19 protein-coding genes and 1 riboswitch are annotated in these 21,469 nt (G+C 41.9%); of the genes, 11 read left to right on the forward strand and 8 right to left on the reverse strand.

Going from position 1 to position 21,469, the window contains the following annotated elements:
- Window positions 1–36 precede the first annotated feature (36 nt).
- Window positions 37–143: riboswitch (SAM riboswitch) on the reverse strand.
- Between the two features lie 267 nt (window positions 144–410).
- Window positions 411–872, reverse strand: a complete 462-nt coding sequence (locus AAG747_RS08930; RefSeq protein ID WP_346820814.1) for a flavin reductase family protein — start codon at window positions 870–872, stop codon at window positions 411–413.
- 365 nt (window positions 873–1,237) lie between these two features.
- On the opposite strand from AAG747_RS08930, the gene AAG747_RS08935 reads away from it, so the two are divergent.
- The 6 genes from AAG747_RS08935 (at window position 1,238) to AAG747_RS08960 (ending at window position 8,020) form a co-directional block, all read left to right on the forward strand.
- On the forward strand, window positions 1,238–1,789 hold the full coding sequence (locus AAG747_RS08935) for a TlpA family protein disulfide reductase (RefSeq protein WP_346820815.1): 552 nt from the start codon (window positions 1,238–1,240) through the stop codon (window positions 1,787–1,789).
- 279 nt (window positions 1,790–2,068) lie between these two features.
- Window positions 2,069–3,604, forward strand: coding sequence for an LptF/LptG family permease (locus AAG747_RS08940; RefSeq protein WP_346820816.1), 1,536 nt, complete (start codon window positions 2,069–2,071; stop codon window positions 3,602–3,604).
- Window positions 3,605–3,889: 285 nt separating this feature from the next.
- The gene (locus tag AAG747_RS08945) at window positions 3,890–4,417 is read left to right on the forward strand and encodes a MotA/TolQ/ExbB proton channel family protein (RefSeq protein WP_346820817.1); all 528 of its coding nucleotides are present in this window, start codon (window positions 3,890–3,892) and stop codon (window positions 4,415–4,417) included.
- A complete protein-coding gene (locus AAG747_RS08950; protein ID WP_346820818.1) occupies window positions 4,414–5,244 on the forward strand; it encodes a hypothetical protein in 831 nt (276 codons plus the stop codon). The genes AAG747_RS08945 and AAG747_RS08950 overlap by 4 nt, the downstream gene beginning before the upstream one ends.
- Window positions 5,241–5,843, forward strand: a complete 603-nt coding sequence (locus tag AAG747_RS08955) for a hypothetical protein (RefSeq protein WP_346820819.1) — start codon at window positions 5,241–5,243, stop codon at window positions 5,841–5,843. Before AAG747_RS08950 ends, AAG747_RS08955 begins: the two co-directional genes overlap by 4 nt.
- Window positions 5,844–5,902: 59 nt before the next feature.
- Window positions 5,903–8,020 carry a thioredoxin domain-containing protein gene (locus AAG747_RS08960; protein ID WP_346820820.1) on the forward strand — a complete coding sequence of 706 codons (2,118 nt, stop codon included), beginning with the start codon at window positions 5,903–5,905 and terminating at the stop codon, window positions 8,018–8,020.
- Between the two features lie 130 nt (window positions 8,021–8,150).
- Here AAG747_RS08960 and AAG747_RS08965 read toward each other — a convergent pair whose 3' ends face one another.
- Window positions 8,151–8,429, reverse strand: coding sequence for a DUF427 domain-containing protein (locus AAG747_RS08965; protein WP_346820821.1), 279 nt, complete (start codon window positions 8,427–8,429; stop codon window positions 8,151–8,153).
- Window positions 8,430–8,721: 292 nt separating this feature from the next.
- Between AAG747_RS08965 and lysA the strand changes: the two genes are divergently transcribed.
- The gene (lysA, locus tag AAG747_RS08970; protein ID WP_346820822.1) at window positions 8,722–10,005 is read left to right on the forward strand and encodes a diaminopimelate decarboxylase; all 1,284 of its coding nucleotides are present in this window, start codon (window positions 8,722–8,724) and stop codon (window positions 10,003–10,005) included.
- 101 nt (window positions 10,006–10,106) lie between these two features.
- Here the strand turns inward: lysA and AAG747_RS08975 are convergent, their stop codons facing one another.
- The 6 genes from AAG747_RS08975 to folP form a co-directional block, all read right to left on the reverse strand.
- A complete protein-coding gene (locus AAG747_RS08975) occupies window positions 10,107–10,652 on the reverse strand; it encodes an STM3941 family protein (protein ID WP_346820823.1) in 546 nt (181 codons plus the stop codon).
- Between the two features lie 125 nt (window positions 10,653–10,777).
- Entirely contained in the window at window positions 10,778–11,524 is a 747-nt protein-coding gene (locus AAG747_RS08980; RefSeq protein ID WP_346820824.1) for a YebC/PmpR family DNA-binding transcriptional regulator, read from the reverse strand.
- Window positions 11,525–11,683: 159 nt separating this feature from the next.
- Window positions 11,684–13,672, reverse strand: a complete 1,989-nt coding sequence (nadE, locus tag AAG747_RS08985) for an NAD(+) synthase (RefSeq protein ID WP_346820825.1) — start codon at window positions 13,670–13,672, stop codon at window positions 11,684–11,686.
- 191 nt (window positions 13,673–13,863) lie between these two features.
- Window positions 13,864–14,736, reverse strand: coding sequence for a leucine-rich repeat domain-containing protein (locus AAG747_RS08990; protein ID WP_346820826.1), 873 nt, complete (start codon window positions 14,734–14,736; stop codon window positions 13,864–13,866).
- Window positions 14,737–15,299: 563 nt separating this feature from the next.
- Window positions 15,300–16,187, reverse strand: a complete 888-nt coding sequence (cdaA, locus tag AAG747_RS08995) for a diadenylate cyclase CdaA (RefSeq protein ID WP_346820827.1) — start codon at window positions 16,185–16,187, stop codon at window positions 15,300–15,302.
- Window positions 16,188–16,408: 221 nt separating this feature from the next.
- The gene (gene folP, locus AAG747_RS09000; RefSeq protein WP_346820828.1) at window positions 16,409–17,224 is read right to left on the reverse strand and encodes a dihydropteroate synthase; all 816 of its coding nucleotides are present in this window, start codon (window positions 17,222–17,224) and stop codon (window positions 16,409–16,411) included.
- 371 nt (window positions 17,225–17,595) lie between these two features.
- Here folP and AAG747_RS09005 point away from each other — a divergent pair, with 371 nt between their 5' ends.
- The 4 genes from AAG747_RS09005 (at window position 17,596) to cas6 (ending at window position 21,455) form a co-directional block, all read left to right on the forward strand.
- Entirely contained in the window at window positions 17,596–18,147 is a 552-nt protein-coding gene (locus tag AAG747_RS09005) for a DUF1599 domain-containing protein (protein ID WP_346820829.1), read from the forward strand.
- A gap of 43 nt (window positions 18,148–18,190) precedes the next feature.
- Entirely contained in the window at window positions 18,191–19,261 is a 1,071-nt protein-coding gene (locus AAG747_RS09010; RefSeq protein WP_346820830.1) for a BT_3928 family protein, read from the forward strand.
- A gap of 120 nt (window positions 19,262–19,381) precedes the next feature.
- A complete protein-coding gene (locus tag AAG747_RS09015) occupies window positions 19,382–20,446 on the forward strand; it encodes an ABC transporter permease (protein ID WP_346820831.1) in 1,065 nt (354 codons plus the stop codon).
- 202 nt (window positions 20,447–20,648) lie between these two features.
- On the forward strand, window positions 20,649–21,455 hold the full coding sequence (gene cas6, locus AAG747_RS09020) for a CRISPR-associated endoribonuclease Cas6 (RefSeq protein WP_346820832.1): 807 nt from the start codon (window positions 20,649–20,651) through the stop codon (window positions 21,453–21,455).
- Window positions 21,456–21,469: the final 14 nt, after the last annotated feature.

The following is a 21,469-nucleotide window of genomic DNA, read 5'->3' on the forward strand; positions in this document are numbered from 1 at the left end:
AAAGGGAAGGGATAACTAGAAGAAAAAAGCCTTCTGACCTCATCTTTTCCTGGACACCTCCAGGCTGGGAATTAGCACCATGCGTTTAACGCTGGTTGCTAAGATTTCATAGGGCCCAGTCCCTCCATCTTTCTTGATAAGCAATTGCAAAGGTAATGTGATTCGGAATGAGAAGCAAAACTTTTCAACAGATACTGTGAAATATACAGGGGGTGTTTGTAGCGCTACAAGCTGATGGTTAATTGGTAAGTCCAGAAAATGACGCTCAAAAGAAATACCTTTACCATAAACCCTATTGAAACACACTTGTTTATAAATGGATGGTATTCAGTGTTTAAGGTATTGGATGGGACTCGGGTGAAATTGTTTTCTGTCAGTGTTGTAAAGTGATCGTGAAAACAAGGGCCTCCTTATGGAAATTTTATGGTATTGTAAGAGCGGTTGTAGTAAAGTAAAGGTTGGCTTTGCGAATGGTTGAGTAACAAATTAATGACTTCACCAAACAAAACGGTATGGGTACCGGTAGGAACAGCATTGGTCAATTTGCATTCAAAACTTGCCAGACAATCCATTAAAAGAGGGCTGCCGGTCTTTCCTTTGGACCAAAAACCCACTTCCAGGCGTTCGGCAGAAGGGATATTTTCCAAACCGGCGAAGCGGTTTGCCAAGGCTTTTTGTTCAGTCGAAAGTAAGTTGACTGTGAAAGATTGGTTTTTTTCGATCACTTGCTCTAAATCGTTGTTGCGATTGATACACACCAACAAAGTGGCAGGATTATCACTTACCGAGCAAACAGCCGTAGCGGTAAACCCACCTTTACCTGCTTCACCTTCTGTAGCGACAATGGTCACCGCTCCAGTAAGCTTACTCATGCCCTCTCTGAATGATTCTGAATCTACTACTTGCATTGTTTCAAATTGAGGATTTTATGGATTTAAATTGTTGCGAAAATACACAATTATTATCAAAGCGATAGGAAATTACCGTATATTCAAAAAAGCCGGCGGCAATAAAAGAACGAATGTAGAGACTCCGGCAAATACTTGGATGCTAGTCTGCTAAGTAGAAAAAAAGAAATCACATCCTTGTGCGGCAAGCGGAATTTTGGGGAACTTGGCGTCAAATTTGAATTTCACTTTTCTTTTGTGAGGGCTCTATTGGCCAAGCCACCCTTTTGAACCAATTCATACACAACCCAAATAATTCTTAACTTAGGTAACCAAAATTTTTTTTGAGTATGATGAAAATAAAACTAATTGCACTGTTCCTGTTTGTAGCTGTGAGCACTTCATTTGCCCAAAAAGGAAAAATGTTTCCCTCTATTTCCGGAGAAACCTTAACCGACAAAACGATGTCCGTACCTGCCAATACAAAAGGGAAAGTCACTTTGATTGGTATGGCGTATTCCAAAAAATCAGACGATTTACTCAAAAAGTGGTTCGAACCTATCTACACTACCTTTGTAGATCCCCCGGAAGTGGCATTTATGCCTAGCAGCAGTTATGATACCCATATCTATTTCATCCCCATGCTCCGGGGAGTTGCCAAAGCGGCCAGTGGTACCATCGTAAAAAAAATGAAACAAAATATTGATAAGAAACTTCACAACCATACTTTGGTGTACAAAGGGGCTATCAAAGAATATAAGAAGGCCCTGAAATTAGGGCAAAAAGATTTACCCTATTTTTTCATTTTGGATAAATCCGGAAAAGTAGTATATCATACTGCAGGGGCGTATTCTTCTGCCAAACTTTCGGACATCATTGATGCGGTGGAAAAATATCAGTAAACACGAAAAAAATGCAAAACGATATTGTCAGCTTCTTTGATAGAGGCTGATTCTTAAGGTCAAAAGAAAACGCGAGAGAGATTATTTCTTCCTCGCGTTTTCTTTTTTCTTTGCGGTTCCTGTAATTTGAGTGTCTTCTATGGATTTTCTAGTGTCTTAGTTTTGTAAGAAAAGAAAAGGAGATGCCGAAACTCTTCTTTCAAAAGATGTTTTATATTTTTAAAATTACTTTGGGCGAGGTTTTTTTATTTTTGTGGTAAACGACCGAACTAGGTACTAATGATAAAAAAGATAGATAAACTTATACTGAGAGCTTATATAGGGCCCTTGGTCTTAACTTTTGCAATTATTGAATTTATCTTGTTGATGCAGATGACCATCAGCAGGTTCAAAGATTTTCTTGGCAAAGATTTAGGGTTTGACGTATTTGGGGAGTTCTTTTTTTATTTTGCATTGATTTTGGCGCCTATGGCCTTGCCCTTGGCCATCTTGTTGGCATCTTTGATGACCTTTGGAAGCTTGGGAGAGCACTCCGAGCTTTCTGCAATCAAAGGCTCCGGTATTTCCTTGTTGAGAGTATTGCGACCGGCTGCTATTTTAACCTTTCTGATTACCTGTTTAGCCCTGTATTTCAATGACCAGATTTTACCGGTAGTGAACCTCAAAGGGTACAGTCTGTTGTACGATGTAAAACAGAAAAAACCGGCTTTGAATATTGAAGAAGGGGTGTTTTACAACGAAATTCCCGGCCGGAGCATTTATGTGAAAGAGAAAACCGGTGATGGTAGTGATTTAAGGGATGTGATGATTTACGATCATTCGAAAGGTTCCGGTAATAAAACCTTGATTACTGCGGAAGCCGGGAGAATGGAACTGGTAAACAACGAAGAGTTTCTAAAGATCAATTTATACCAAGGCCGCTCGTATGCCGAATTAAGTAATAAGGAAAAAACCTCCACTTTTACGGAAGAGTATATGCGGGATGAGTTCGATACGGTGGTGTTTATGTATAATATGGATGCCTTTAGTATGGGGAAAACGAAGGAGGAACTGTTTTTAGGGCATGGAATGATGAAGACCGCCGGTGAGTTGGTAGATTATATCGACTCTTTAAAAACGTCCAACCAAAAATTGCATGAAAAACTGGCTGTGAGAGTGCGGAGTCAGTATTATTTTGACAAAGAAAACCCCAGACGGAAAAAGGCTCAAAAATTGGACGAGGATGAGGCTAAGAAAGCGGCAACTATAGAAGAAACCTTATTGACTTCGGAAGACTCGGCCTTGCTGACGAAGCGATTTGCGGAACCTTATGAACTAAGCTCCGAACATATCACCCAAGCCGTTTCCCGGGTGGAAAGTGCGAACAATACCATTCGTTCGGAAGTGCAGCGAATGGATAGCCTGGTGCGGGAAAAAGCCAAAAAAGAAATTGATTTTCACCGTATTTTTAACCGGGCCGTTGCCATTCTGGTAATGTTCCTGATCGGTGCACCGTTGGGGGCGATTATCAAAAAAGGAGGTTTGGGAGTGCCGGTATTGGTAGCGATCATCTTCTTTGTGATTTATTATATCTGTACGATTATGGGCGAAAAATTTGCCCGGGAACTTGCCATTGATACTGCTATCGGTTGTTGGGTTGGCAATGCCGTATTGAGTTGTTTTGGTTTGTTCTTCTTACGGCAAGCGAAAAACGATGCGCGATTATTCGATACCGATTTTTACAATACCATGGTTCAAAATATTAATCGTAAATTGTTAAAAAGGCCCAAAAAAGAGCAAAAGAAAGAGGAAGAAGAATTGGTTCAGGTGCCTTAACAAGACATTCTTTCGAAAACAACATATCGGTAAGCCGGTCTTTTCAAAAAGGCCGGCTTTTCTTTTTATCATTAAAAATGTACCTTAAGGTATGCATTCAGAGTGCAATAGAACGACTCTGTAAATCAGGTAATTTGTTGACTATCAGTTTTGCTTATGCAACCGATATACAACCACACTTCGCTACCTTGAATGTAGCTTCTTAGACTTGCTGACGAACGTTTTAAGGAGGGATGTCGACAGGGCAAGCCTAAGGAATGTACGTAGTGATAAACGGAAACTCCTATGACTGAACTACTCTTAGAAACCGTATTTACCAACTGGATCAACCTTCTGATTTTGATAGTGGGGGTAGTCAATGCTTTGTTCTTGCGGTTTGCTTACCTCAATGTTTGGGCATTGAAAAAAGAGCTGTTTGAAGGAGAGTCGGTGATGGAGCGGTTTATCCGGGAAAAAACCGGGCAGTTGGATAATATTGATGACAAGATCCGTCTCGATTTTGCCAAGTGGGAGCGAATGTACAAGGATGCGACCAAATGGTATTATCTCTTTTCCACCACCATCAGCATTTTTCCTCTATTGGGTATTGGCGGGACCATCCTGGGGATTGTGCCCAGTATTCTGGATTTCTCACAAGTGACTTCTTCGTTCTCTTTGGCCTTGGTTTCTACCTTATTGGGAGTGGCTTTTGCCGTGATCTTTAAGTTTTTTGAGGGATTTATCTCTGGTAATTACACCCTGGTTTCGGAGCGGATCAGCATTTTGACAGGGGACGTGACCAAGTATCTTATCGAAAAAGAAAAACTCAAATGAAACTGAAAAGCCTTTTGGAGCTCACCCCGCTTGTGGATGTGTTTTTAATCCTGCTTTTTGCCTTTATGATCAATAGCCGACAAACGACCGAGGCGCAACAAGCATCGTTGTTGGAGGCAAAACAACAGGAGGCCACCTTGATTGAAAGAGTGAGAAACCTGGAAGAGCAATTGCTCCAATACCAAAGTCATTTGGATGCTTCTCACGAACAAGTGCTGGAATACCAATGGCGTTTGGAAGAGCAGGGAAGAGTGCTGGACGAAACCCTGATAGATTTATCCGGGCGTTTGTCCGGTTTTTTTGGCCGTTTGGATTCGGTGTTACAACAGGAGGTACTTCAAGGGCAATTGTCACAGGACGACTTTGACCGCTTTCGCAACCGAGTAGGGGCTTTGGGATTGGACCAAACCGAAAATATGATTCGAAAAATTTATCTGTTGAGTGAGTTGGAGGCCTATGCCAGTTTTATCAATATTTATTTGGACTCTTCGAATCAAGTGATCCTGAACGACCAGGTTACAGGGGTATCATTAAGTAGCTATGATACGGAGTTGGATGATTTTGAACCGCAGGCAAAAAAACTGTATCTGGACAATTTGGAAAAACTCCTTTGGGAGCAGTATCAAACCCTGCTAAAAGGCAATCAGAAACTGGGGGATGTGGTGATGATTACATTTGGGCATTCGGCCACCGCGATGACGGGAGTCGTAAGTCTTACCGATCAAGTACTCAATAACTTTTACCTAAAACTCAAAACTGCCGAAGGAAATGCCAGAAAGGTATTCTATTCGAGTTTAGGGTTTTATCCAATCAAAAATCAATTATGAAACTGAAAAGCCTTTTAAAACTCATCTTCATACTTGTTGTGGTGATCTTGATTTTGTTTCTTTGGAAAAATCCGGGAGAACAACCGGGGACTAATGGGCAGCCAGTACCCGAAGTGAATGACCCGTCTGTCATCGGGCCCGCCATTGCCCCTGTTTATTCGGAAGATGATTCGGTAAGGCAACAGGAGACAGAAGAGAACACAAAAGATCAGGACCTGATGGATACCCTGCCTCAACGCAAATCAGAAGGTGCCGGAGCGACTACGGATACGGTTTCATCTTTGAAGGTGCGTTCTGGAGATTCTCTCCGGCAGGTTTTGAAGGATAACCCCTTGGGCAACGGTTTAAGCCCGGTGGGAGGGACTCCGCTTTCCGAAAGTAGTATGTATTCGATGCGGGTAAAAAAACAAGAAGGAACATTGTTATATGTGATCCATGGAAAAGAGTTGGAAAGCTTGAAGGAAGCGCTGGCCGAACTTCCCGAGGGCAAAAGTTTGATTGTACAATTTAGTGGCAACGTCACTTATGCAGAGCAAAGAGATGTAAAACAATCATTGAAAGACGAGCAGATAGATTTTAAATTACTCAATTATCAATAAAAGCCCTGATGAAGAAAAACTTCAGGCGGCTCAGGTTATCTTACTTAACTGACGGAATTATGATAAAGCGTTTACTTTGTTTATTGGGAAACTGTGTGGTACTCCTGATGTTGTTGAACAGTTGTAAAGCACAAAATAAAGAAACTATGCAAGAAGAACCTACTTATACAAACCAACTTGTGCATTCGAGTAGCCCCTATTTGCTACAACACGCACATAACCCGGTGGATTGGTATCCCTGGGGTAAAGAAGCTTTGGAGAAAGCAGAGAAAGAAGATAAGTTGTTGATTATCAGTATCGGGTATGCAGCTTGTCACTGGTGCCATGTCATGGAAAAAGAATCCTTTGAAGATACTACCGTTGCCAAGGTGATGAATGCGCACTTTGTTTCGGTAAAAGTAGACCGGGAAGAACGTCCGGACATCGATGCGGTGTACATGGATGTGGCTCATCTGTTGACCGGAAGTGGCGGATGGCCCCTGAATGTGATTGCCTTGCCGGATGGGAGAGCCGTATTTGCCGGAACCTATTTCCGCAAAGAACAGTGGATGAGCCTTTTGGAACAATTGGCAAAAATTTACAAAGAAACGCCTGAAAAGGTAGTGAACGAAGCTGAAAAAATTGCTGAGGGAGTACAACGCTTGGAATTAGTGGAGGTCAGTACCGGAGAAGCAAGTTTTGCCAAAACAGACTTGGACTCGGCCGGTTTGTCCATTCTCAAAAATATAGATTTTAAAAAGGGAGGTCCGCAGCGGGCGCCTAAATTTCCCATGCCTAATGTCTATCAGTTTTTAATGCAATACCATCATTTAAGTGGAAACCGGGAAGCATTGGAAGCCGTCACCTTGACATTGGATAAAATGGCCAAGGGCGGAATTTACGACCAGTTGGGTGGAGGCTTTGCCCGCTATTCGGTGGATGACCGTTGGCTGGTGCCACATTTCGAGAAAATGCTCTACGACAATGCCCAACTGGTGAGTTTGTATACCAATGCCTATCAATTGACCGGGAAGGAATTGTATAAGGAAGTCGTATACGAAACGTTGGCATTTGTCGAACGGGAGTTGAGCTCTGAAGAAGGAGGCTTTTATTCCTCTTTGGATGCGGACTCGGAAGGCGAAGAGGGTAAATTTTATGTGTGGAATAAGCATGAGTTGGATTCGCTGTTAGGGGCAAAAGATGCAGCTGTTTTCTGTGAGTATTATGCAGTAGAAGAAAAAGGCAATTGGGAAGAAGGGAAGAATATTCTGAATATTACAGAGCCTGTGGAAACCATTGCGGAGAGACACCAGCTTTCTGTGGAAGCGCTTGCAAGTTTGATAGAAGCCTGCAAACAAAAACTACTGGCCGAAAGAGAGAAACGTATCCGCCCCGGCTTGGACGACAAAGTATTGGCCTCTTGGAATGCCTTAATGCTCAAAGGCTATTTGGATGCCTACCGGGTATTCGGAGAGAAAAAATTCTTGGAAAAAGCCCGGAAAAGTGCAGCCTTTATTGAAAAGAATTTTATCCGGGAACAGTCACGCATGGACCGGAATTACAAGAATGGAAAATCATCCATCAACGCCTTTCTGGATGATTATAGCTTTACCATTGAGGCATTTATTGCTTTTTATCAGGTGACCTTTGAAGAAGAGTGGCTGCATAAAGCTGAACGACTTATGGGCTATGTGGAAGAGCATTTTTACGATGAAAACACAAAGATGTATTTTTACACTTCCTCCCTGGACGATCCCTTGATGAAGCGTTCCAAGGAAGTTTCGGACAATGTGATTCCGGCTTCTAATTCCTCTATCGCAAAAAGTATGTTTTTTCTGGGGACCTATCTTTATAAAAATGAATATGTAGATAAGGCTACGGCCATGCTCAACAATATGCTGACGGAAGTGAAGCGACAAGGGGAGTTTTTCTCTAATTGGGCGGTCCTGTTGGGCTATTATACCTACCCTCCGTATGAAGTAGCCATAGTCGGAGAAGGTTTTGAACAGTTCCGGCAAGAAATGGAAAAATACTATTTACCCAATGTGTTTTTATTGGGTGGTATCAACGAAGGAAAGATGGAATTGCTCAGTGGCAAATTAGTGGAAGGGGAAACGTTTATTTACGTATGTAAAGACAAAGCCTGTAAACTGCCCGTAAAAACTACGGAAAAAGCCTTGAAACAAATCGTGTATTAAGAAAAGAAAACAGACTGGTAAAAGGGAGGCGGAAACAGACCGTACTCCCTTTGGTTTTATAAATGGGGGGAAATAATAAAACAAAAACGTTCTATACTGCTATCCGGGTTTCTGTCGGGGCATCTCTTGGCTACTCCACTTTGACCCCTTTCCAAAACGCTATATAATCTTTAATTGCATTGGCGGCTTCTTTCGGTTGTGGGTAATACCAGGCGGCATCCTGATTGCTTTCTCCATTGATTTCAATATTGTAATAAGAAGCTATTCCTTTCCAGGGGCAAACAGTGGTGGTATTGCTTTGTTTAAAGAATTTTTTTTGTACGGAAGATGGAGGGAAATAATGGTTACCCTCAATCCGTATCGTGTCATCGCTTTCGGCCAGGATGTGGCCCTTCCAAATTGCTTTCATAAGACAAAGAGTTAAAATCTAGAAAAACCTGCCTATTTAACATCCCTGTTTTGGAAGCTGTTCAATTTTTAGAGAAATTCAACGGAATTGCGGTGTTTTCATTTTTTGTTTGTCTATCTTTTCAGACATTTGTACAATGGGTTGAAATCCTAACCCTGAAAATTATGCGATTTGGCTTTCTGGAGGCTCATAAAAAACCGGTGCAACGGCAAACTTTGAGGAGATAGAAGGTGCATTTAGGAAGTATTTTCTAAAATAAAATTAAAGATTCACTGCTAATTATTTTCCACTCATGAGATTAGTTGACGGGAAATACCAGGTTCAGGGTTTGGACCTGGTCAGTATCTGTGAGGAGTTCGGGACTCCTTTGTATGTGTATAATGCTGATAAAATTATCAGTCAGATTCAACGCTTGAAACAGGCTTTTCAAGGTACCAATATGAAGCTGAAATATGCTTGTAAGGCCTTGACAAATTTGAACATACTTAAATTAATCAAACAACAGGGAGTTGAGTTGGATGTGGTTTCTATCGAGGAGGCGCAATTGGGAATACTGGCCGGATACAAACCCGAAGAGATATTGTTCACCCCGAATGGAGTGGCCTTTGACGAAATCAAATTGGCTGTCGAATTGGGCTTGACTGTGAACATCGATAATATTTCGATCCTGGAGCAGTTCGGGCATCATTACGGTAACTCGGTTCCATGTTGTATCCGAATCAACCCGCATATTGTAGCCGGAGGAAACTCGAAGATTCAGGTAGGGCATATCGATTCGAAATTTGGAATTTCCGTGCACCAGTTACCTCATATTCGCAGGGTAGTGGAAGCTAATAAGATCAAAGTGATTGGCTTGCATATGCACTCCGGTTCGGATATTTTGGAAAGCGAAGTCTTTTTAAGAGCTGCCGAAGTGCTGTTTAATGCGACAGAAGGGTTTGAGGACCTGGAGTTTGTAGATTTAGGCAGTGGATTTAAAGTGGCTTACCGTGAGGGGGATATCACCACCAATATCGAGGAATTGGGGCAAGAAATGGCCGTTGCCTTTAACAATTTCTGCAAGCGGTATGGTAAAGATTTGGAGTTGTGGTTTGAACCGGGTAAATTTCTGGTAAGTGAGTCAGGGGTTTTGTTGACCAAAGCCAATGTGATTAAACATACTCCATCCGCCGTATTTGTTGGAGTGGATTCGGGACTCAACCATTTGGTAAGACCGATGATGTACGATTCTTATCACGAAATCGTCAACCTTTCCAACCCGGAAGGAACAAAGCGTATTTACAATGTAGTAGGATACATTTGTGAAACGGATACCTTTGGCTGTGACCGGAAGATAAATGAAGTGCGGGAAGGGGACATCCTGGCCATGAAAAATGCCGGAGCCTATGGATACAGCATGAGTTCGAACTATAACTCAAGATTGCGTCCGCCAGAAGTATTGATTTATAACCATGAAGCAAAACTCATCCGGGAACGCGAAACACTGGATGACCTGGTACGCCACCAGGTAGATATATTTTCTACTCCTAAAACGAAAAAAGAGAAAGGGAAGAAAGAAGTAGAAAAAGTTTCTTAATGTATTGATTGACAATTCTATAGTTAATTTTGGTGAATACAAAGCCTCCAAAGCATTTGCTGTGGAGGCTTTTGCTTTTTTAAGTTCTCATGAAGAATTTTCTATGTATGGGTCTTCTTCCGGCCTGTATTATTGTATTGGGAAATTATTCCCTGTCTGTTTCCCTTTCCGGTTTGGTTAACTTCGACCATTGATGCAATTAACTCTTTTAAGTTATCCTCATCCACTTTTATTTTTTCAATGGGAATACTCAGCGTCTGACCACCCCAACTTTCTGTCACTTTTATGTTATTGTACCATTTGTCCAATGGAGGTGTGTAGGAAGTATCCGTTAACAGGAGTAGCGCTCTGTTTTTGTAGTCGGGATTCGGAAGGGTACCCTTGATATACTTCCAGGGAAGGGTTTCTTGCTTCATGGCCCGGACAAAAATGCCCTGTTCGTTAATAACGATTTGTGCTCTCCGGTCAAACAAGTGAAAAAGGTTAATGAGAATGCTCGGTCCGAAAACGATTAGGTTTCCCCAACCCACCCATTTCAGTGAGCTGCCGGAATTCAGAAGCCATACCCCAGCAATTAAGAAAAGGAAAGAAAATAGGATGGCTTTCCCTGCTTTCCCTGTGGATTTATATAAGTTGATTTCATTCATGAGCTATTAGTATGACTCATAGACACCTTGAAAAAAGCAGTTGGAGTATTCACCCGCAACTGCTTTTGATTTTCTTGTATATCCAGGAGGTAACCCCGTACCGGATAGGCTATGTGCTGAACGAATTAGTCCAATAAGGCTATTTGGCTCTCTTTGATTTCCAAATTGTGATAGACCTTCTGCACATCATCGTCATCTTCCAATTTATCGATCAGCTTCATCACCTTCACAAAAGTTTCGTCATCCAGTTCAACGGTGGTGTTCGGAATGCGTTGTAATCCTGCATTTTCCGTTTCGATACTCATTTCAGTCAGTTTGTTGTTGACGCTACCGAAATCTTCCATGGCAGAAGTCACCACTACGTAGTTGTCTTCGATTTCCACATCTTCGGCACCGGCATCAATGAGTTCGAGTTGTAAATCATCTTCGTTCATCCCTTCCGGCAAGGCAAAATTGAAGATTCCTTTGCGATCAAAAATAAACTCTAAGGATCCGTTTTTACCCAGGCTTCCACCGTTTTTATTAAAAATACTTCGCACATTGGAGACCGTACGGTTTTGATTGTCTGTAGAGCATTCTACATAAACAGCCACTCCGTTAGGCGCGTAACCTTCATAGGTTAATTCCAAGTAGTCGGCAGCATCGGCACCGGTAGCTTTATTGATTGCCCGTTCGATTGTGTCTTTGGGCATGTTGGCACCCTTGGCGTTTTGGATAGCCAAGCGTAGACGAGGATTGGTTTCAGAATCGGGGCCTCCTTCTTTGGCACTTACCGTAATTTCTTTTATTAACTTAGTAAATATCTTGCCTCTTTTTGCATCTTGCGCACCTTTGCGGTGTTTAATATTTGCCCATTTACTATGTCCTGCCATAATCGTTGAGGTTTATGTATTCTAGAATTAAAGTTCGTCAAAAATGCGAAATAAATTAATTCATTAAAAAATTGAAAATATTTCCGTCAGGAATGCGGAATTAGCCTATCGATTCCTGTTGTTGAACATCGATAGACTAAAGCTTATAGCATCCTGTAATTAACTGGTAAACGTTTCCAGTTCTTTCAATTCGCGGTCAAACCCCCCCGAAAGGATTGGGAAACGGCACCAGGTTTTTGGATCCAGATTTTTGTCATCCAAGTGGAAAGAGGGAGCATAACGTTCGCGTTTCCACTGGTTGCGGCACCACAATCTAAAGAACTTGATTACCCAAGTTTTGAGTTGAGTGGTAGAGTACCGGTCAAATTCATTTTTGACAGTAAGATAGCATTCAATAGGAGTCTTTTTGTCCCGGATAGCAGCCTCTTCAATTGCATCCAGTAAGTCGTAAGGCATTAAATCCGATTCATCGGTTTGCTTCGTACCTTTTGGCCGCAACTCAGCCGTTGGTTGTTGTTCGTTGACATAATGAAGCTCCGGCAGGCGTATTTGTCCACCCACGCCTTCTGTTTCTAACCATCGCAACCATTGCCTTAAAAAAGCCTTGTCGATTCCCGCAATAGGGCTTAAGCCACCACTGGTATCACCATCCATCGTTGCATAACCCACTGCTGCTTCCGAACGGTTGCTGGTAGAGAGCAACAAAGCTCCTTGAATGTTTGCCAACATCCATACACTGGGTGCCCTCACCCTGGCCTGAATATTTTGCAATGTCAAATCATCTTGTTCCCAGTTGAGTTCTCTTTGTATACTTTGAGAGATTATATTCCGGTAAGATTGAAAAATATCGTTGACATTTAACTCGTAAAAACGGGCATGTATAGCCTGAGCCAGGGTTTTAGCAGCATTCAAGGTAACCTCTCCGCTGTTTTCAGTAGGTTGATAGGCGGTGGTGATCAAAAGCTGCGCAATCTCATCGATTCCTTGGCATGCTTGTATTTCCTGAATATAACTTAATTTCTGTTTGAATTTTTCCAGGCCTAAGTGTTCCACACCCAGCTTGATCATCAAATAACAACAAGAAGCTACGGCTGAAGAATCGGCTCCTCCACTTAAGGAGATGACAAAGCCTCTGGAATAACTCTTTCGCATGTAATCGAAAAGACCTAACGCCAAGGCATTTGTAAATTCTTCTTCTTTTAAGTATTTACTATTTTCCCATGCGCTTTCCCTTTGATTGATATCTCTTTCGTATGCTGTTTTGCCAAACTCAAAGGATACGTTCAGGCAGTGCTTGCCACTTTCGGCAATCTCAAACGGACTACTGATTTGCGTTTGCATCAAACGGGTTTCATCCACATCAATCACTGCATCGGTCAACAGGCAATCGTCAAAGCTGAGCCGGGGACCTTCCGCCAGTAAACGCCCCGAAGAGGCAATGAGACAGCCGCCGTCAAATATTACCCTGCCCGAATCATTTCCCAACAGGTTGGCATAGATATAGGCCACCCCAAAAGAGCGGGACCCTTCTAATACAAAGCGTTTGCGCACTTGCAGTTTATCAAAGGCAAAGTGACTGGCACTGGGGTTTAATAACAAATCGATGCCCATCTTGCCCAGGCTTCTTCCCGGGCGGTTGGGTACCCATGCATCTTCACAGATTTCAAACCCGACTTTGACTCCGCCTACGTTAAAATGCAAGTCGCCAATGGGGTATGAGTTTCCATCCTGGAAGCTGATCGTAGAGACTTGTCCTTCCGGCCAGGGAGTAAACCAACGAGGTTCATAATATACACCATTGCCTGCCAAAAAACGTTTGGCTGTAAACCCGATTATTTGTTGATCCACTACCAAACAGGCTGTATTGAATATCCTGTTTTGGTGCATTACCGGCAAGCCTAACGATACACAGAGGTCTTTTGTAAAAGGAACAATTTCCTTTAATATATCATAGGAAGTTTGTAGGAGACCGGGAGAGTAAAAGGCATCTTCACAGCCATAGCCTGAAATACATAACTCCGGTAAGCATAAGATCCGTATGCTTCGTTCTTTTGCTTCCCGGATGGCGTTCAAGATGTTTTGCTTATTATGCTCCCAAGCAATGGGCGTTTGATTTAATACTGCGCCTCCAACTTTGATTAGTTTCATAATATTTTAGCTTTTGGCGAATATAGAGATTCTATGCCTATTTAAGTAACAATTGAGAGGGGAGATTCTTTCTTTTGTACGAGAAGAACTTTATGGAATGCGGAATGAAAATACCAGGGAGAAAGGCCTTGAAATGTAAAAAAAGCTATCCTTGCAAGGATAGCTTGAGTTGTGCATGTTTTCAATGAAGGTTATTCAAAATATATCACTGTATTGGGTAATTGCTTTTTTAATTGTATAATATTTTTCTTTTTCAATGGATTTCCGGTGAGTCGAAGTTCCTTTAAATTTTTTAATTCTTTCAATTTTTCAGGTAGTTGACTGATTTGATTCAGTGAAAGATCCAACACTTGCAAACTTTCTAATTTCCCAATCTCTTCCGGAAGAGATTTCAATTGATTTTCTCTTAAGTTAAGCCGTTGAAGCCGGAATAAGTAACCCAATTCTTCGGGTATTTCCCGAAGTTGGTTTTTACTCAAGTTGAGTTGTCTTAACCACTGCAATTCTTCAATGCTGGAAGAGATGGTTTCAAGTTGGTTGTCATGTGCATCCAGAGTCGTTAAGAAGCGCGTGTTATCAAAATCAATTGCCAATGTTTTTAGTTTGTTTCCTGATACATGGAGCGTTGCAAGATGTTTTAAAGATTCAAGTGTTTTGGGCAGTTTCTTTAGATTGCCGGCACTGAAGTCAGCACAAAAGACCATATTAGGATGATCAAAAGCCGCTTGAGTATTAAAACACTCTTTTTGAACTACCTCAAGTAGTAATTCTTGGGCAGAAGTATGCCCGTGTTCCATTGCTTGCAGCAAGTCCATACAAAGTTCCGGGTTGTAATACCCTAATTCCATACCCAGTTGGTATTTGGCTACAGCCCTTTGGTAGTAAGCTTCTTCAAAATCGGATTTCAAACTGATAGCATTGGTAAAGCTGCCAATAGCAGGTACGTATTTTCCTTCCGTTAGGTGTTGCACACCCTCTTCATAATAAAAGCTAGCATTTTTTTTATCTCCGGGGAGGGTGAAAACAGAGAAATGCAATAGAAAAAATAAAATGATGCTCTTCATAGGGATTAGCTGGTTAAGTATTGTTGTATTGCTTTTAGCGTATTCCCCTTTTACAAGGTAAACAGTACTGTTTAAACGTGTCCGGTGTTTTAAAATTGGTGTGATTTATTGAAGAAATGGCTATTGAATTTAGTGAAAACTTACATGTAAGCTTATTCTTGAAACAAACACAAATAAAACTTTGTAAAGAAGAATTTGGATTATGACTGGATGAGAAAATATGTAAAAAAAGCATTCTTGTTGTTGGTTTGGGGCAATAGACAAATTGCCCAATTCTTAGTGGAGGGAAGGGCAGTCTGTTTGTTTTTAAAAGAACTGAAGTGGTGTAAAAAGGTAATTGAGAAGATTGTACCTGTAGAATAAAAGAAGAGTGTGTGAAAACTTACACAAATGATGAAGCTCATTGGAGAGGAAAAGGGTTACTTTTACTTAAGTGTCTGTGTGAAATTCGTTGTGTGACCGCCCTTTTGGTGATAAAAATTCTCCGTTTAGGGTTTTCAACATTCTGCGCGGAGGTTCCTGAAATGAGAGTTTTTGAGCATAGGATGAAATTTATACTTGCTCTAAGCACTTTCTACCTGATCGGTTGCTTTTTGTTTTTCATCCGTTTGCAACTCTTTAGATGGAGTCACCTTCACCTCGGGTTTTTCGGTTTCTGTTTCTCCGGTAAAGTATTCTCTGAGAAGCTTTCTGATTTCCAGACTGGATAAGTTATGGTAAATTTTCCCCGACCGGACAAAAGACATCTGACCGGTTTCTTCCGATACAACCAACACAACACTATTGGTGATTTCGGTAATACCGATAGCCGCCCGGTGTCTTAAACCCATGGTAGCGGGAATCTCTTGGTTTTCGGATACCGGTAAGATACAGCGGGCAGCCACAATCCGCCCTTTGTGAATAATCAGGGCACCATCGTGCAACGGACTGTTTTTGTAAAAGACGGATAGCAATAGCCTTTTGGATATTTGGGCATCCAATAAGTCACCGGTTTCTACAAAAAACCTTAAATCATCGTCTTTGGAAATGACGATCAAAGCTCCCATATTGGTACCGCCTAAGGATTTCATGGCTTCCAGGATGGGGTTGGGGTCCCATTCGTTCCGGTGATGGTTTTTGTTATTAAACCAATGCCACATAGACAATTCGCTGAAGTTGGTGCTTTTGCCAATGAGCAGTAAAAACTTTCTGATCTCCTGTTGAAAAAGAATGATGGCAGCCAATACACCTACCCCCATAAATTGTCCTAAAATAGAGGAGAGCAGCTCCATCTCGGTAGCTTTTACGACCAGGTACAAGAGATAGAGAGCCAGGTAACCCACAAAAATCTTTAAAGCTACACTGCCCCGAATCAGTTTGTACAGTTTAAATAATAAAATCGTAACTAATAAGATATCGAGAAAATCAACAAAGTTGATTTCTAAAAAGCCGATATTAAAAAGTAAGCTCATCGAAGCATTGAAGGGTTTAATTTTATCCGGTTTTATTTAAGAATTATCATTTGTAGAAAATCCAATTTATATCTATTAAAATCAACACTAGAACCTTCTGATTAAATTCGTTATTTTATTTTCTTCTATAAAATAATTCTTAATATTCAAAAAGGGCTTAGGATGATTACATATTGTTGAATTACAATACACTTTGTTGTTTCCTTGGCCTCCTATATATATTAATACAATAGTTGCACAATTTGTTTGGCTTCTTTTACATCATGCACCCTTAAAATAGCCGCACCTTGCTTGACAGCCAGCGTATTCAGAATGCTAGTGCCGTTTAGCGCCTCTTCCGGAAGGATATTGAGCTTTTTGTAAATCATTGATTTTCTGGAAAGTCCAACTAAAACCGGCCGGTCAAGAATTTTCAAAGCGGGTAATTGGTTCAACAATTCGTAGTTTTGTTCTACACTTTTCGCAAAACCAAAGCCCGGGTCTACAATGATATCCGTACAACCTAAGGCCTGAAGTTGTACGAGTTTCTGCTGAAAATAATCAATGATTTCTTCCAGAAGGTTCTCATACTGGGTTAACTGTTGCATGTTTTGCGGATTCCCGCGCATGTGCATAAGTATATAAGGGACACCTGAAGCCGCCACTACGTCAAACATAGTTGCATCTAATTCTCCCCCCGAAATATCATTGATCAAATCCGCACCGGCTTCCACGGCTGCCTTGGCTACCTTCGCACGGAAGGTATCTACCGAAATCAATGCCTCCGGATGCTCTTTTTTGAGGGCTTGAATGGCCTGAGTCACCCTGCGACTTTCTTCTTCCTCTGGTACTTCAATGGCTCCCGGCCGGGAAGAATAGCCGCCTATATCCAAAAAGTCCGCGCCTTCTTCCAGCATACGGGTGGCTCTTTGCAGCAGAAAGTGCTCGTCCATGACCCGGCTTTCTTTATAAAATGAATCGGAGGTAATGTTGATGATTCCCATTATTTTGGGAACGGTAAAATCGACCAATTGTCCTTTAATTTGTATAGAATTCATTGTTTTGTTTTTACGCTTCGGGTACATTGCGTCACTCAGGCTTATTCGAAAGCAGAAGAAACAGAAACCTTGTTTTATTGATTGTGCAGATGCAAACCTTGGAAGGAGACGTCAATACTTTGTTTTCTGTTTATTCTTATGGGCAAGTACTGCCCAGGGACAAAAGCCCTTTTTCCAGGCAATAACCCTAAAATGAAATGCTGTACTTCAAAGGTAAGAGATTCCGGACTTTCTTGCTATACCTTTGTGCATTGTGAGGGCTAAATCTTCAATTCGTTTGACGAATTTTCATGGGAAGTTTTTACCCTAAGCGGTAATTGCTATTTTTGACCCTGATTGACCGGAGTTTCAAACTTATTAATATTTATATTTTGGAAGCGAAGACTGTAGAACAATACAAACAGGTAATCTCAGAATGTAAGGGGATTTTTGAAAAGAAAACACAGGATTACGGCACTGCCTGGAGAATTTTAAGACTGCCCTCTATTACGGACCAGATTTTTATCAAAGCTCAGCGTATCCGCTCTTTACAAGAAAAAGGGACACAAAAGGTGGAAGAGGGCATACGGCCGGAGTTTGTCGGGATTATCAACTATTGTGTGATGGCGCTTATTCAATTGGAGTTGTTGGACGATGCCCGGCTGGAACTATCGGCCGAGGAAGTAATGAAGAGCTACCAAAAACATATCGACCGGACGATGGATCTGATGCTCAATAAAAACCACGATTATGGAGAAGCCTGGCGGCAAATGCGGGTCAGCAGTATGACAGATATCATTTTGATGAAGCTGTTGAGAGTCAAGCAAATCGAAGACAATCAAGGGAGTACGTTGATTTCGGAAGGGGTGGATGCCAACTACCAGGACATGATTAATTACTCTGTATTTGCCTTGATCCTGATGAATGAAGCAGAAGGTAAATAATCCTTATTGAATACATATCACACCCTAAAACGATACAAAACCTATGAAAGCATTTAACAAGGCGGTCATCTTCATCATCGGAGCGCTGTTCATCTTTTCAGGCCTGGTGAAAATCAATGATCCCGTAGGAACGGCCATTAAATTTGAAGAGTACTTTGAGGTATTTTCTATGGATATAGCCTCTTTTTTCCATGTATTTGTCCCTTACGCCTTGCCCATTGCGGTTGCTTTTTGTGTGTTGGAAATGGTATTGGGTGTGGCTTTATGGGTAGGGTTTAAAAGAAAAGGAACATTACTGGCTTTGTTAGGGCTGATTGTGTTTTTTACTTTTCTTACCTTCTATTCCGCCTATTTTAATAAAGTGACCGATTGTGGCTGCTTTGGCGATGCCATTCCCCTTACACCATGGGAATCGTTCTCCAAAGATGTCATTCTGTTAGTGTTGATTTTATCATTGGTATTTCAATGGAAACAATTTAAAAATCAAACCAATGCATTTGCTTACGGTACGGTGGCCTTGACAACAATTCTGGGTTTCGGACTGGCCTTCTATGCCATTCAATACCTGCCTTTTATAGATTTCAGAGCGTACAAAATTGGCAATAATATTCCTCAATTGATGGAAACAGGTATTCCTTGCCGTTATGTATACATTGTGGAAAAAGACGGGCAGGAATATGAGTTTGAAGAGTATCCCACCGACAAAAGTTATACATACAAGGACATGAAAATTCTCAATGAGAAAGAATGCATGCCTAAAATTACGGATTATAATGTGACAACCTCCGAAGGGGAAGATGTGACGCAAAAGACATTTGAGGGGAAAAAATTATTGATCATTGTGCCGGATGTGGAGCATACCGACAAAGAGGCTTACAGTGCATTGACAAAATTGGTAAAAGGGCTGGAAGGAACGGAACCGATGGTGTTGACAGCCGATGCAAACAACTTTGAAGAATTGAGGCATGAGGTGCAATTGGCGGTTCCTTATTACTTTGCCGATAAAACAGTGTTAAAAACCATGGTCCGTTCCAACCCGGGGGTAATACTGATCGAAGACGGTACCATCAAAGGCAAATGGCATTATAATTCACTGTCGGATTTATTGCCCTAGTAAAATAGTGGGCGAACTGCATGACTTTCCAGAAAAACCCTGTGAAGGACTTTTTCCGGAAAGTTAGAAATAGTTGATAAACCCTGTGCGTATTTTACGTTTCTATTCAGCCAAATTGTTATGATTAAATACCTGATTGGGAAGCTTATATATGGGTTTTTGGTAATACTGGGTGTCGTACATGTAGTGTTTTTCTTGTTTCATGCGCTACCGGGCGACCCTGTGGAAATGATGGCCGGCCCACAATCCAATAACCGTATCCGGGAGAAAATCCGGACGGAGATGGGGCTGGACCAACCCTTGAGCATGCAGTTTTTACATTACCTGAATGACCTTTCTCCCCTGTCAGTACATCGTCATAGTCCGGAAGCACAACATAAATACAATTACACCCCCCTGGCTTCTTGGGGAAGCGAACGGGTGTTCGTTTTGAAACGGCCGTTTTTGAGGCGTTCATTCCAAAGTAATCGCAGAGTGGATGAAATCGTGTGGGAAAACCTGCTCGGTACTTTCTGGCTGACGTTGACCGCGATGTTTTTTGCCACCATCACCGGGGTGGGGTTGGGAGTACTATCCGCTTTAGGAAAAGGAAGCTGGTACGATCATACCATTATCTCCATTTCCGTGTTGGGCATGTCCATCCCTTCTTTTATTGTCGCCATATCTTTGGCCATGTTGTTCGGTTACTATTGGAGCCATTTCACCGGTTTGGAACTGACAGGATCTCTCTGGGTCAACAGCCCTCTGCACGGCCGGCAATTGCAATTGAAAAACTTGATTTTACCCGCCTTGGCATTGAGTGTCCGGCCGCTGGCATTGATTGTACAGCTTACCCGGAATTCCATGATCGAAGTACTCTCACAAGATTATATCCGCACCGCCTATGCAAAAGGGCTGAACCGAAGACGGATTATCCTTTTCCATGCTCTTCGGAATGCTTTGAATCCTGTGACAACAGCTGTTTCGGGGTGGCTGGCCTCCCTGATGGCCGGAGCTTTTTTTGTGGAATACGTTTTTTCCTGGAAAGGCATTGGACTCAAAACCATCCAAGCCGTGAACCAATTAGACTTCCCCGTGATCATGGGCGCTACCCTTTCCATTGCGGCGATCTTTGTGATGGTCAATTTCCTGATGGACCTGATTTATGCTTGGCTGGACCCCAAAGTAAGAGGGCGCTTGCAATAGGCGCATGCAATTAAGTATCTGATATAGTAAGATACCATTCCCTTAAAATGAGGCAGTAGAAATATGCATATGCTCTTTCTTTGAGCCGTAGATTAAGGCCTTTCTTGATTTGTATTCACCCGCATTATATATAATCTCCGAAGTTGAAATTTTTATTTTTGATTGATTTTCAGTAAAATTAGGTATTAATTGTTTACTGCTCATGAGATTTACACTAACCTTTGAAATTAGTGCCGGTGATTTGTTACCATTGAATTACCAGTACGAGATGTCTTCCTGGATTTATAAAGTTTTGCATCAGGCTGATACTGAGTTTGCTAAGTTTTTGCATTCAAAAGGCTATACATTGGGGGCGAATAAATCTTTTCGTCTGTTTACCTTTTCTAATCTGCATTTACCCCGCAACCAGTGGAAAATCATTGGTGACCGGATCAAGCTCTTTTGCCGGGAAATTTCTTGTACCATTTCCTTTTTTATAGACGAAGGAGCCGAAAAATTTATTCAGGGATTGTTCCAAAATCAGATTTTTCAACTGGGCGACCAGATCACCCGGGTGAAAATGCAGGTGAAGCAAATTGAAGCGAAGCCTGTCCGGGTGATGCGGAATACCTTGCGACTGCGAACCAAGTCGCCGTTGGTGGTGGCCCGGAAAGAAGAGCGTAGCAACGGACGCTCCATAGCCAAATACCTCTCCCCAAACGATGAAAAGTATTCCCATTACTTTTTTAAGAACCTTCTGGAAAAATATGCAGCTGCACTGGGAGGTGATAACAATGCCCACCCGCTAAGAGAGGAAGACTTACAATTCAAGCTACTCAGTACCACTCCTAAGCGCAAAGCCATCGTAATCAAAGCCCATACCCAAGCCGCCACCAAAGTGATCGGCTACCAGTTTGACTTCGAACTCACCGCCCCGGTCGAACTGCTCGAATTCGGTTTACAGGCCGGATTTGGTACAGGTAATTCACAAGGCTTTGGCTGTTGCGAGGGGGTAACTAAAGACAAATAAAGCTATTTATAAAA

It is taken from the genome of Rapidithrix thailandica (genome assembly GCF_039710355.1).
Lineage (GTDB): Bacteria > Bacteroidota > Bacteroidia > Cytophagales > Flammeovirgaceae > Rapidithrix > Rapidithrix thailandica.